General features: G+C 59.2%; 10 protein-coding genes, 1 tRNA gene and 1 pseudogene. 7 read left to right on the forward strand and 5 right to left on the reverse strand.

Annotation, left to right across the window (positions count from 1 at the left end):
• Positions 1–69: 69 nt before the first annotated feature.
• Both folK and folB read right to left on the reverse strand, forming a co-directional pair.
• Entirely contained in the window at positions 70–588 is a 519-nt protein-coding gene (folK, locus tag ACA062_RS30590) for a 2-amino-4-hydroxy-6-hydroxymethyldihydropteridine diphosphokinase (RefSeq protein ID WP_497454303.1), read from the reverse strand.
• A complete protein-coding gene (gene folB, locus ACA062_RS30595; RefSeq protein ID WP_497454304.1) occupies positions 579–935 on the reverse strand; it encodes a dihydroneopterin aldolase in 357 nt (118 codons plus the stop codon). The genes folK and folB overlap by 10 nt, the downstream gene beginning before the upstream one ends.
• Positions 936–1,009: 74 nt before the next feature.
• On the opposite strand from folB, the gene plsY reads away from it, so the two are divergent.
• A complete protein-coding gene (gene plsY, locus ACA062_RS30600; RefSeq protein ID WP_150765319.1) occupies positions 1,010–1,579 on the forward strand; it encodes a glycerol-3-phosphate 1-O-acyltransferase PlsY in 570 nt (189 codons plus the stop codon).
• Between the two features lie 22 nt (positions 1,580–1,601).
• Here the strand turns inward: plsY and tsaD are convergent, their stop codons facing one another.
• Positions 1,602–2,627 (reverse strand): tRNA (adenosine(37)-N6)-threonylcarbamoyltransferase complex transferase subunit TsaD, encoded by a 1,026-nt coding sequence (gene tsaD, locus ACA062_RS30605; protein ID WP_497454305.1) that lies wholly within the window; start codon positions 2,625–2,627, stop codon positions 1,602–1,604.
• Positions 2,628–2,826: 199 nt separating this feature from the next.
• On the opposite strand from tsaD, the gene rpsU reads away from it, so the two are divergent.
• The 5 genes from rpsU to ACA062_RS30630 all read left to right on the forward strand — a co-directional run bounded on the left by rpsU (position 2,827) and on the right by ACA062_RS30630 (position 11,370).
• Complete coding sequence (rpsU, locus tag ACA062_RS30610; protein ID WP_002551877.1) at positions 2,827–3,042, forward strand: 30S ribosomal protein S21; 216 nt, start codon at positions 2,827–2,829, stop codon at positions 3,040–3,042.
• Positions 3,043–3,523: 481 nt separating this feature from the next.
• A complete protein-coding gene (dnaG, locus tag ACA062_RS30615) occupies positions 3,524–5,491 on the forward strand; it encodes a DNA primase (RefSeq protein WP_497454306.1) in 1,968 nt (655 codons plus the stop codon).
• A gap of 67 nt (positions 5,492–5,558) precedes the next feature.
• On the forward strand, positions 5,559–7,409 hold the full coding sequence (gene rpoD / locus ACA062_RS30620; RefSeq protein ID WP_497454307.1) for an RNA polymerase sigma factor RpoD: 1,851 nt from the start codon (positions 5,559–5,561) through the stop codon (positions 7,407–7,409).
• A gap of 122 nt (positions 7,410–7,531) precedes the next feature.
• Complete coding sequence (locus ACA062_RS30625; RefSeq protein ID WP_497454308.1) at positions 7,532–11,278, forward strand: bifunctional diguanylate cyclase/phosphodiesterase; 3,747 nt, start codon at positions 7,532–7,534, stop codon at positions 11,276–11,278.
• Between the two features lie 15 nt (positions 11,279–11,293).
• Positions 11,294–11,370, forward strand: a tRNA-Ile gene (locus ACA062_RS30630).
• Between the two features lie 72 nt (positions 11,371–11,442).
• Here the strand turns inward: ACA062_RS30630 and ACA062_RS30635 are convergent.
• Both ACA062_RS30635 and ACA062_RS30640 read right to left on the reverse strand, forming a co-directional pair.
• Positions 11,443–11,748 carry an XRE family transcriptional regulator gene (locus ACA062_RS30635; RefSeq protein ID WP_497457515.1) on the reverse strand — a complete coding sequence of 102 codons (306 nt, stop codon included), beginning with the start codon at positions 11,746–11,748 and terminating at the stop codon, positions 11,443–11,445.
• Entirely contained in the window at positions 11,741–12,106 is a 366-nt protein-coding gene (locus ACA062_RS30640; protein ID WP_497454309.1) for a type II toxin-antitoxin system RelE/ParE family toxin, read from the reverse strand. Before ACA062_RS30640 ends, ACA062_RS30635 begins: the two co-directional genes overlap by 8 nt.
• Positions 12,107–12,215: 109 nt before the next feature.
• Here ACA062_RS30640 and ACA062_RS30645 point away from each other — a divergent pair.
• Positions 12,216–12,308: pseudogene (locus ACA062_RS30645) on the forward strand (DUF3077 domain-containing protein); the annotation flags it as partial.
• Between the last annotated feature and the right edge of the window lie 28 nt (positions 12,309–12,336).

Genomic DNA, 12,336 nt, shown 5'->3' on the forward strand with positions numbered 1-12,336 from the left:
GTCGTTTGTTGATTATGTAAACGACGCTAACATGTGGGAGCGGGCTTGCCCGCGATGGCGTCATCCGCCTCACAACAAATTTAAAGGCGTCAGCTGCTGACCACGCCACTCAAACGCCACCGGCGCCAACACCTGATCAATCCGCGCCTCACTCCACAACGTCGCAAAGCTCTTGCCGACGCCCGGATGCACGCGATCCGGCGCAATCAGCGACAACGGCCACAACACAAAGGCATTTTTCAGAATCTCGGCCCGCGGCAGCATCAAGCCATCGAAGTTGCCCACCAGATCACCAAACAGCAGCACGTCGATGTCCAGCGGCAAACCCTTGCGGTCCGGCGCGTAACGGCCATTGTCCGCCTCGATGAATTTCAACCGACGGTCCAGCTCCATCAGCGGTAGATCGGTGTAGGCCGAGACCACGAAATTGAAAAACGGTCCGCTTTTGATCCCCACTGGCTGACTTTCGAATACCGCCGAGCAGCGTATATCCACCAGGAAACCCGCCAAGGCTTCCAAGCCAGCCTGCAAATGGGCTTCGCGCTCGATATTGCTGCCGAGCCCGAGATACACCTGAGTCAGCGACATCCGCGCTCGATCTCCACGCCCACACCACCCGTGGCAGCCGGGACTGCACTTGGCTTGGTCAGCTTCAGGCGCACCCAGGTGATATTGAACTCACTCATCAGGACTTCAACCAGGCGCTCGGCAAACGTCTCGACCAGCTGGAACTGCGCCTGCTCGGCAAATGCCTGGATGCGCGACGAAACGCTCGCGTAATCGAGCGCCAGGGTCAGGTCGTCACCGGCAGCGGCCGGGCGATTATCCCAGGCGAAGCTCAGATCAAGTCGCAAGCACTGTCGGATGCCTCGCTCCCAGTCGTAGGCACCAATCACGGTGTCGACTTCCAGGCCCTCGATAAACACTCTGTCCAAGCACTTTTCTCCGCTGCACGACAAGGGCGCAATGCGCCGTTAGAATCAGGGCGTCCTCGCCCGGAATAGTTAGCATGTTTTGGTTACTGGCGACCCTCGCCTACCTGCTCGGCTCTCTGTCCTTTGCCATTTTGCTCAGCCGCCTGACGGGTAACCCCGATCCGCGAATGAGTGGCTCGGGTAATGCCGGCGCCACCAACATGCTGCGCCTGGCCGGCAAAAAGCTCGCCACCCTGACCTTGCTCGGCGACCTCTGCAAGGGCCTGCTGCCCGTGCTGATCGCAGGTGTTGCGGGTCTTTCGCTGCAGGAACAGGCCTGGATCGGCATCTGTGCCGTCATCGGCCACCTGTTCCCGTTGTACTTCCGCTTTCGCGGCGGCAAGGGTGTCGCCACCGCTGCCGGAATGTTACTGGGCCTCTATCCGCCTGCAGCACTGCTGGCGGTCTGCGCCTGGCTGCTGACGTTCTACCTGACCCGCACCAGCTCACTCGCCGCATTGATCGCCACGCCGCTGACCCTGCCATTGCTGGCGTGGCAAGAGCCGGCAGCACTGCTGCCCATGAGCGCGCTCACAGGGCTGATCGTCTGGCGTCATCGCGGCAATCTACGCGACCTGTTTGCCGGGCGCGAACGGCATTTTTAATACCGCACGTGAATACCGCTCATCACAGCGCCGACAACTGCTCCATTGGCCAGCGCGCCTGAACGCTGATCGCCAGGCTTTCGTGCTGGCCAGCCTGCAAGCGCTGGCAACCGGCAAACGCAATCATCGCGCCATTATCCGTACAGAACTCCGGACGGGCATAAAACACATCGCCGCGCATGTCCCCGAGCATTTTCTCCAGAGAAGCGCGCAATGCCTTGTTGGCGCTGACGCCCCCAGCGATCACCAGGCGCTTCATACCCGCCTGCTTCAGGGCACGCTTGCACTTGATGGTCAAAGTCTCCACCACGGCCTGCTGGAACGCCAGCGAGATGTCGCAACGGGCTTGCTCGCTGTCGTCCCCGGCGCTGACGCATTGCTGCCAGGTGTTCAGGGCGAAGGTTTTCAAGCCGCTGAAGCTGAACGCCAGGCCGGGACGGTCACACATCGGACGCGGAAAAGTGAATCGTCCTGCAACCCCTTTCTCCGCCAGACGCGCGATTTCCGGGCCGCCTGGATAATTGAGACCCATCATCTTCGCGGTCTTGTCGAATGCTTCACCGGCAGCATCGTCGAGGGTCTCGCCCAACAACGTGTATTGGCCGATGCCGTCGACCTGAACCAGCTGCGTATGACCGCCCGACACCAACAAAGCGACGAACGGAAACTCCGGCGGTTGCGACTCCAGCATCGGCGCCAGCAAATGGCCTTCCATGTGGTGCACGCCCAAGGCTGGAATGCCCCAGGCAAAGGCCAGCGCCTGGGCGCAGGAAGCGCCCACCAATAGCGCACCGACCAGCCCGGGACCCGCGGTATAAGCGATCGCATCGATCTCGGTCGGCACGCAGTCAGCTTCCGCCAACACCTGACGAATCAAGGGCAGCATGCGTTTGACGTGGTCACGCGAAGCCAGCTCCGGCACCACACCGCCATAGGCTCGATGCAGGTCGATCTGACTGAACAGCGCGTCGGCCAGCAGGCCGCGTTCACTGTCGTAAAGTGCGACACCGGTTTCGTCGCAGGAGGTTTCTAATCCCAGTACTAGCATGGGTTTGCGCCTTGTTTAGGCTGAATTCGAAGGCGCGCATAATAGTCGCCACGTGAGGCCCCGACCAGCGGTTTTCGATCAGAGGCTTTGCATTCCGAGCGATGAGGGGTTAACATCCGCAACCCTTAAAAACCGACGTCTTCAAGTGCTCTTTTGCCACGAGGATGTTGACCCCGGTAATGAATGAAGGTAGCTCTGGATGCCAGCCGTCAAAGTAAAAGAGAACGAACCCTTCGACGTAGCTCTGCGTCGTTTCAAGCGCTCCTGCGAAAAAGCCGGTGTACTGGCTGAAGTTCGTAGCCGCGAATTCTACGAGAAGCCTACTTCTGAGCGTAAACGTAAAGCAGCAGCCGCTGTTAAGCGTCACGCCAAGAAAGTTCAGCGCGAACAGCGCCGCGCCGTTCGTCTGTACTAATACACAGACGTTCGTAGCAAGCTTCTGCCAAGCCCGGCCCTCAGCCGGGCTAATGGCATTTGCGTAATACGCTTGATGCTTCACCGTCAAAGCCGCAGACGCGACCGAGACAAACCTGCTTCACAGCGTCAGACCTGGCTCTTTTGCCAGCGGTGCACGTCTTTTCTGACGAGCCTTTCAAGGCTACTGACGAGCACACCCACTGATTCCTCTCACGACGATCAGCCCAAGGCACCTTCTTGCGTGCCCGCTTATGAGCGATCCGGGGCCATCGACTGGCCGCAGCGGATTTCAGCGCAATATTTTCAAATAGTCGAATACTGATTAGCACTAACGTCAGTGGATTTTCGGCGGATACACTTCCCGACAGCGATTACGCAGACGACACTGGTCGAGCCGTATATTTTGCGCGCCTCGAAAACGACCCGCATTCGACTGCCCTTTGTTTCGGGTCCATTTCAGCGCAGATGACGAGAACGCCATGGCCGGGCTAATTCCCCAGAGCTTCATTGACGACCTTCTGAACCGCACCGACATCGTCGATGTGGTCAGCTCGCGCCTGCAAATGAAAAAGGCCGGCAAGAACTACACCGCCTGCTGCCCTTTTCACAAGGAAAAAACCCCGTCCTTCAGCGTCAGCCCCGACAAACAGTTCTATTACTGCTTCGGCTGCGGCGCTGGCGGCAATGCCCTCGGCTTCATGATGGACCACGACAACCTGGATTTCGTCCAGGCTGTCGAAGAACTGGCCAAAGCCGCCGGCATGGAAATCCCCCGCGAAGAAAGCGGCCGCCCGCACAAACCGCGGCAGCCGACCGATTCGCCGCTGTACCCGCTGCTCACGGCTGCCGCCGACTTTTACCGTCAGGCCCTGAAAAGTCATCCAATGCGCAAAGCCGCCGTGGATTACTTGAAAGGTCGCGGGCTGACCGGCGAAATCGCCCGGGACTTCGGCCTCGGCTTCGCCCCGCCCGGCTGGGACAACCTGTTCAAGCACTTGAGCAGCGACACCCTGCAACAAAAAGCCATGGTCGATGCCGGCCTGCTGATCGAAAACGCCGAAACCGGCAAACGCTATGACCGCTTCCGCGATCGCGTAATGTTTCCGATCCGCGACAGTCGTGGGCGCATCATTGCTTTCGGCGGCCGGGTATTGGGCGACGACAAGCCGAAATACCTGAATTCACCGGAAACCCCGGTATTCCATAAAGGCCAGGAACTCTACGGCCTCTATGAAGCACGCAAGAACAACCGCAACCTCGACGAAATCATCGTCGTCGAAGGCTACATGGACGTTATCGCCCTGGCCCAGCAAGGCTTGCGCAATGCTGTAGCCACCTTGGGGACCGCCACCAGCGAAGAGCATTTGAAGCGACTGTTTCGCGTCGTGCCCAACGTGCTGTTCTGCTTCGACGGCGACCAGGCTGGCCGTAACGCCGCGTGGCGGGCGCTGGAGGCCACCCTTCCCTGCCTGCAAGACGGGCGTCGGGCGCGCTTCCTGTTCCTGCCAGAGGGCGAAGACCCGGATACCCTGGTCCGTTCCGAAGGCACCGACGCTTTCCGCGCGCGAATCAACCAGCATGCCCAGCCATTGGCGGATTATTTCTTCCAGCAGCTGATCGAGGAATCGGACCCGCGCTCACTCGAAGGCAAGGCCCACATGGCCACCCTCGCCGCGCCGCTGATCGACAAAGTCCCGGGCGCCAACCTGCGCATCCTGATGCGTCAGCGGCTGAGCGAAATCACCGGCCTTAGCGGTGAAGCGGTGAGCCAGCTGGTGCAAAGCGCCCCTCAGGAAGCGCCACCGGCGTACGACCCGGGCATCGATTACGACGCCATGCCGGATTACAGCGACTACCATCAGCCGCAGGCACAAGAGATGTATGTGCCGCAGCAGGAGTGGACGCCAAAGAAACCCGGCGCCGGCGGTAAAAAATGGGACAAGAAACCCTGGGACAAGAATGGCAAGCGCGGCGCTGATCGCGATCAACCGCGTGCTCCACGGGTGCCGGCCGCTGTAGAACCGCCAACCCTGGCTGCACTGCGAACGCTACTGCATCACCCGCAACTGGCCGAAAAAGTCGAGGATGCCGGGCACTTTGCCGCCGAAGATCACACCAATACACAATTGCTGGTGGCACTGCTCGAAGCCGTACAGAAGAATCCCAAGCTAAACTCATTTCAGTTGATCGCGCGTTGGCACGGTACCGAGCAAGGACGTTTGCTCAAGGCGCTGGCAGAAAAGGAATGGTTGATTGACGGAGATAACCTTGAACAACAGTTTTTCGACACCATTAATAGCTTGTCCGCCCGCCAACGCGAGCGAAACCTGGAACAACTGCTCAGGAAAGCACGTCAAAGTGAACTGACAGCCGAAGAGAAAAACCAACTGCGCGACCTTTTAAGTCGCAATGTTTCCGCATCAAGCCCGACCTCAACTGGCGCGTGAGGTCATAGCTCAGGTATAATCCTCGGCTTGTTTTTTGCCCGCCAAGACCTTCAGTGGATAGGGTGTTATGTCCGGAAAAGCGCAACAGCAGTCTCGTATCAAAGAGTTGATCACACTTGGTCGTGAGCAGGGCTACCTGACTTACGCGGAGGTCAACGACCACCTGCCGGAGGATATTTCAGATCCGGAACAGGTGGAAGACATCATCCGCATGATCAATGACATGGGGATCAACGTATTCGAGGTTGCGCCAGATAAGGATTCCCTTATGCTGGCCGACGCCGATACCGACGAAGCCGCGGCCGAAGAGGCAGCAGCAGCGTTGGCAGCGGTCGAGACCGACATTGGTCGCACCACCGACCCAGTGCGCATGTACATGCGTGAAATGGGTACGGTAGAGCTCCTCACACGTGAAGGCGAAATTGAAATCGCCAAGCGTATTGAAGAGGGCATCCGCGAAGTGATGGGCGCAATCGCGCACTTCCCTGGCACGGTTGACCATATTCTCTCCGAATACACTCGCGTCACCACCGAAGGTGGCCGCCTGTCCGACGTCCTGAGCGGTTATATCGACCCGGACGACGGCATTGCGCCGCCTGCAGCCGAAGTGCCACCGCCTGTCGATCCGAAAGCCGTGAAAGCGGATGACGACACCGACGACGATGACGCCGAAGCAACGACTGATGACGAAGAAGAAGCCGAAAGCGGTCCGGATCCGGTTATCGCAGCACAGCGTTTTGGCGCTGTCTCCGATCAGATGGAAATCACCCGCAAGGCGCTGAAAAAGCACGGTCGTGGCAACAAGCTGGCAATTGCCGAGCTGGTGCTGCTGGCTGAGCTGTTCATGCCGATCAAACTGGTTCCGAAGCAATTCGAAGGCCTGGTCGAGCGTGTTCGCAGTGCCCTGGATCGCCTGCGTCAGCAAGAGCGCGCGATCATGCAACTGTGCGTGCGTGATGCCCGCATGCCGCGTGCCGACTTCCTGCGCCAGTTCCCGGGCAATGAAGTCGACGAAAGCTGGTCCGACGCACTGGCCAAAGGCAAAAGCAAATACGCTGAAGCCATTGGTCGCCTGCAACCGGACATCATTCGTTGCCAGCAGAAGCTGACCGCGCTGCAAACCGAAACCGGTTTGACGATCGCCGAGATCAAGGACATCAACCGTCGCATGTCGATCGGTGAGGCCAAGGCCCGCCGCGCGAAGAAAGAGATGGTCGAAGCCAACTTGCGTCTGGTGATCTCCATCGCCAAGAAGTACACCAACCGTGGCCTGCAGTTCCTCGATCTGATCCAGGAAGGCAACATCGGTCTGATGAAAGCGGTAGACAAGTTCGAATACCGCCGCGGCTACAAATTCTCGACTTATGCCACCTGGTGGATCCGTCAGGCGATCACTCGCTCGATCGCCGACCAGGCCCGCACCATCCGTATTCCGGTGCACATGATCGAGACGATCAACAAGCTCAACCGTATTTCCCGGCAGATGTTGCAGGAAATGGGTCGCGAACCGACCCCGGAAGAGCTGGGCGAACGCATGGAAATGCCTGAGGACAAGATCCGCAAGGTATTGAAGATCGCTAAAGAGCCGATCTCCATGGAAACCCCGATCGGTGATGACGAAGACTCCCATCTGGGTGACTTCATCGAAGACTCGACCATGCAGTCGCCAATCGATGTTGCTACCGTTGAGAGCCTTAAAGAAGCGACTCGCGAAGTTCTGTCCGGCCTCACTGCCCGTGAAGCCAAGGTTCTGCGCATGCGCTTCGGTATCGACATGAATACCGACCACACCCTCGAGGAGGTTGGCAAGCAGTTCGACGTCACCCGTGAACGGATTCGTCAGATCGAAGCCAAGGCGCTGCGCAAGCTGCGCCACCCGACGAGAAGCGAGCATTTGCGCTCCTTCCTCGACGAGTGATCACAAAACCCCCGGCCCAGGCCGGGGGTTTTGCTTTATGCAGATAAAATTTTCCACGCTTCACTCCCGCCTGATTGCCCGTCTACACTCGACACATTCCCCCGTGCCGCAACGAGACCGCTATGCCCAGACTGCCGACCGTGCTTTTTTTGCTGTCGCTGATAACCTGGACCGCAACGGCTGGCGCGCTGACTCTGACCGACGAAGAACGTAGCTGGCTGGCGGCTCACCCAGACTTGCGCCTGGGCGTCGATGCATCCTGGCCGCCCTTCGAGTTTCGCGACGATCAAGGCCGCTACCAGGGCCTTGCAGCGGACTACATCAACATGATTCGGCAACGCCTGGCCATCAAGCTCACGCCCATCGAGCCGGTCAGCTGGACGGTTGTCCTCAAACAGGCCAAACAAGCGAAGCTGGACCTGCTGCCGGGCATCATGTCGACCCCGGAGCGCCAGAGTTACCTGTCGTTCACCCGTCCCTACCTGGACTTTCCGATTGTCATTCTTGCCCATGTCGGCGGTCCTCAGCCGCGTAAACTGGTAGACCTGTACGGCCTGAAAATCGCCGTAGTGGAAAATTACGCCCCCCATGAGCTGCTGCGCACGCACCACCCCGATCTGAACCTGGTGGCAATGCCCAATGTCAGCTCAGCCTTGCAGGCACTGGCCACCGATGAGGTGGACGCCGTGGTCGGTGATCTCGCCTCCAGCATCTGGAGCCTGCGCCAGCTCAAGCTCGACGGGCTTTATGTCAGCGGCGAGACACCCTATCGCTATCAACTGGCCATGGGCGTGCCCAAGGACAACAAGATGCTGGTGGGCATCCTGGACAAGGTCCTGGCCGATATGACCCCGGAAGAAATCAGCGCAATCCAGGAGCATTGGGTCGGCAACGTCCTCGATCATCGAACGTTCTGGTCCGATTTGCTGGTTTACGGCCTACCCGGATTACTGCTGTTGATCGGCGTGCTGGCGATGGTGATCCGGATCAACCGCCGGCTGAGTTCGGAAATCACCCGCCGGGTCGATCTGGAACAGGAACTGCGCAGCAGCGAATACCACTACCGCGGATTGGTAGAGAGCCTTTCGGCCATCGCCTGGGAAGCAAGGATCACCGACTTCACCTACAGCTACGTATCGCCCCATGCCGAGGATCTGCTCGGCTACCCCTTGTCGCACTGGCTGATTCCAGGCTTCTGGCGCAACATCATCCACCCCGCTGACCTGACCCGCGCCCAGACCTACTGCGATCAGGAAGTCCTGGCCAGGCGCGATCACACCCTCGATTACCGCGTCATCACCGCCGACGGCCGTTGCCTGTGGGTGCGAGACATCGTCAGCCTGATCGAGCACGGCCATGAACCGGTGATGCGCGGGCTGATGATCGACATCAGCGATGCCAAGCGCACCGAAGAAGCGTTGCGCCTGTCGGAACAGAAGTTCGCCTCGGTATTCCAGCAATGCCCGGACATTCTGGTCATCGCGCGGCTTTCGGACGGCTGTTTGCTGGAGGTTAACAAAGCGTTCGAAGAACAGATCGGCATCAGGGCTGAAGACGTCATCGGCCAGACCGCCTCCGACCTGAACATCTGGGGCATCCCCGGCGTCGGGCCGGGCTTGTTGCAGCGGTTGCAGGCCGGCAGCATTCGTAACCTGGAGATGCCCTTTCGCCGTAACAATGGCCAGGTGTTTACCGGCCTGATTTCCGCCGAACCGTTCGACCTCGACACCACCCCTGCGCTGGTGGTCGTCGTGCGCGATATCAGCCAACTCAAGGAAACCCAACAACAGCTGCAAACCTCCGAAGAGAAATTCGCCAAGGCTTTCCATGCCTCCCCGGACGGTTTGCTGCTGTCCCGGCAAAGCGATGGCTTGCTGCTGGAGGTCAACGAAGGGTTTAGTCGCATTACCGGCTTCAACAGCGCGATGTCCGTGGATCGCTCGGCGCTCGAGCTGGGGATCTGGGTCAACCTCAACGAACGCAAACAGATGCTCGACCTGCTGCACCGTGACGGCTTCGTCCGCGACTTCAGCTGCCATATCCGCCGCAGCGACGGCCAGATCCGCCTCTGCGAGGTGTCCAGCCGTCCGCTGCCGATCGGCGACGAAGATTGCATGCTGACCATCGCTCGAGACATCACCGAGCGGCACTTGATGCAGGAGAAGCTGCAACAGGCTGCCACCGTGTTCGAAAGCACCGCCGAAGGGGTGTTGATTACCGACATTCAACAACACATCAGTGCGGTCAACCGCGCGTTTACCGAAATCACCGGCTACAGCGAGAGCGAAGCCTTGGGCCACACCCCTCGCCTGCTCGCCTCGGGCCTGCACGACAGCGCGTTCTATGCAGCCATGTGGCATCAACTGACCGCCGAAGGGCATTGGCAGGGCGAAATTTCCAATCGGCGCAAGAACGGCGAACTCTACCCGAGCTGGCTGACCATCAGTGCGGTGCGCAACCGGGACAAATTCATCACCCACTTTGTGGCCGTATTCGCGGACATTTCCAGCCTCAAGCACGCCCAGGCCAAGCTCGACTACCAGGCGCACCACGACCCGCTGACCGGCCTGCCGAACCGCACCCTGTTCGAGAGCCGGCTGCTGACCGCGCTCAACAACCAACAGGAAAACGGTGGCCAGGGCGCCGTGCTGTTCCTCGACCTGGACCGCTTCAAACACATCAACGACAGCCTGGGGCACCCGGTCGGCGACCTGTTGCTCAAAGGCATCGCCGTGCGCCTCAAGGAACAGTTGCGCGACATCGATACCGTGGCGCGCCTGGGCGGCGACGAATTCATCATCCTGCTCCCCGGCCTGCAGCAACCCAGTGACGCCGACAACATCGCGACCAAGCTGCTCAATTGCTTCAGCGCCCCCTTCCAGGCCGGCGTGCACGAGTTTTTCATCAGCGCCAGCATTGGCACCAGCCTCTATCCCAAAGACGGCTGTGACGTCGCCACCCTGGTCAAGAACGCCGACGCGGCGATGTATCGCTCCAAAGCCAAGGGACGCAATCGGGTCGAAAGCTATACCCGCGACCTCACCGCCCAAGCCAGCGAGCGCGTCGCGCTGGAGCACGAACTGCGGCGCGCCATCGAACGCAATGAACTGTTCCTGCACTATCAGCCGAAGATCAGCCTGGACGACCATCGCCTGGTCGGCGCCGAAGCACTCATTCGCTGGCGCCACCCGACTTTCGGCGATGTGCCGCCGGAGCACTTCATCCCCCTGGCCGAAGAAAACGGCATGATCCTGCAAATCGGCGACTGGGTACTCGAGACCGCCTGCCGGCAGATGTACGAATGGAACCAGGTCTACGAATGCCTCGGCCCACTGTCGGTCAACCTCGCCGGCGCGCAACTGCGCCAGCCGAACCTGCTTGGCCGCATCGAACAATTGCTCAAGGACAACGGCCTCAGACCCGACCTCCTGCAACTGGAAATCACCGAAAACTTCATCATGAGCCAGGCCGAAGAAGCGCTGGCAGTGCTGCACCAACTCAAACACCTGGGCGTGCAACTGGCGATCGACGACTTCGGCACCGGCTACTCGTCCCTGAGCTACCTCAAACGCCTGCCGCTGGACATCCTCAAGATCGACCAGTCCTTCGTCCGCGGCCTGCCGGACGATCCCCACGATGCGGCCATCGTTCGCGCCATTATCGCCTTGGGGCGCAGCATGCAATTCACTGTGATTGCCGAGGGCGTCGAGACCCTCGCGCAGCAACAATTCCTCGCCGCGGAGGGCTGCGAACAGATCCAGGGCTACATCGTCAGCCTGCCCTTGCCACCGGCCGAATTCGCCGCGACGTTTCTTCGTACAGCCATAATGGATTTTTCGGATAGCACAGCCGAGAAACCATCGCTATAATCCGCGACCTACTGAGGGCCTATAGCTCAGTTGGTTAGAGCAGAGGACTCATAATCCTTTGGTCCACGGTTCAAGTCCGTGTGGGCCCACCAAACAAGAAAGCCGCGCAATGCGCGGCTTTTTCGTGTCTGGCTGGTCGGCTTTTGCAGAGGCGTTTTTGTCGCTCAGCTGGCAAAATTTTCGATCTTTACCTGCCCTTCGGGAAAGGTTGCGATGATTTCCAGTTCGCCGCCCATGGCGCGGATGTAGTTGCGTAGCGTGCTGATGTACATATCCGTGCGCCGCTCCATCCTGGAAATTGCCGCCTGATTGACATGTAGTGTCTTGGCCAGGGTGTCCTGGCTCAACGCCTGAGCCTGGCGCAACTCATGTAGCGGCATTTCCGCTCGCAGTTTCTGATACAGGACGTCGACACGCGCTTGAGACTCAGGAGAGCGCCCCGCTACCAAATCAGCAAATTTTTTAGCCATTGTCATTGCCCTCTTTCTTCAACGTTTCCAAGTGCTCGTCGTACAGACGTTCGGCCAGCGGTACATACTCCAGATACCAACGATCCTGACCGCTTTTGTCACCGCCGATCAGCAAAATCGCGCAGCGTCGTGGATCAAAGGCATACAGCACACGGTAAGGCCTGCCAGCGTGTTGCACTCGCAACTCACGCAGGTTGCCATGCCGCGAGCCCTTGATATCGCTGGTGTGCGGAAAACCCAAATGCGGTCCGTCATCGCCCAGCAACATGACCGTAACCTGGACTGAGTCCTGCTCTGCATCATTGAGGCGATCCCACCAGGCCTCGAACTCATCGGTATATTCAACGTCCCACTTCATACAAATATGCCACCAAAGGAATATAACCTCAAAGGAATAAATGTATGAGCGCCAGTGGCCGTCCGACTACCCTGATCCCAGTGACAATTGTTAACGATGATTTCGGCAGAAAGACACTGACTGCCATGCCTGGGCCGCGCACTATCTGACGGCGATGAGCAAAGCGGTGATCGATGATGTCGTGAAAGTGCTGACACGATGACCTGCCCGGACGACGGCGGGTCTGAAGA

This window comes from Pseudomonas sp. LBUM1679 (assembly GCF_059695565.1).

Bases quoted from the DNA above. Each gene is read 5' to 3' on its own strand.
- dnaG (WP_497454306.1), top strand. From the start codon at position 3,524: ATGGCCGGGCTAATTCCCCAGAGCTTCATTGACGACCTTCTGAACCGC.
- folK (WP_497454303.1), bottom strand. From the start codon at position 588: ATGTCGCTGACTCAGGTGTATCTCGGGCTCGGCAGCAATATCGAGCGC.
- tsaD (WP_497454305.1), bottom strand. From the start codon at position 2,627: ATGCTAGTACTGGGATTAGAAACCTCCTGCGACGAAACCGGTGTCGCA.
- ACA062_RS30635 (WP_497457515.1), bottom strand. From the start codon at position 11,748: ATGGCTAAAAAATTTGCTGATTTGGTAGCGGGGCGCTCTCCTGAGTCT.
- rpsU (WP_002551877.1), top strand. From the start codon at position 2,827: ATGCCAGCCGTCAAAGTAAAAGAGAACGAACCCTTCGACGTAGCTCTG.
- rpoD (WP_497454307.1), top strand. From the start codon at position 5,559: ATGTCCGGAAAAGCGCAACAGCAGTCTCGTATCAAAGAGTTGATCACA.
- plsY (WP_150765319.1), top strand. From the start codon at position 1,010: ATGTTTTGGTTACTGGCGACCCTCGCCTACCTGCTCGGCTCTCTGTCC.
- ACA062_RS30625 (WP_497454308.1), top strand. From the start codon at position 7,532: ATGCCCAGACTGCCGACCGTGCTTTTTTTGCTGTCGCTGATAACCTGG.
- ACA062_RS30640 (WP_497454309.1), bottom strand. From the start codon at position 12,106: ATGAAGTGGGACGTTGAATATACCGATGAGTTCGAGGCCTGGTGGGAT.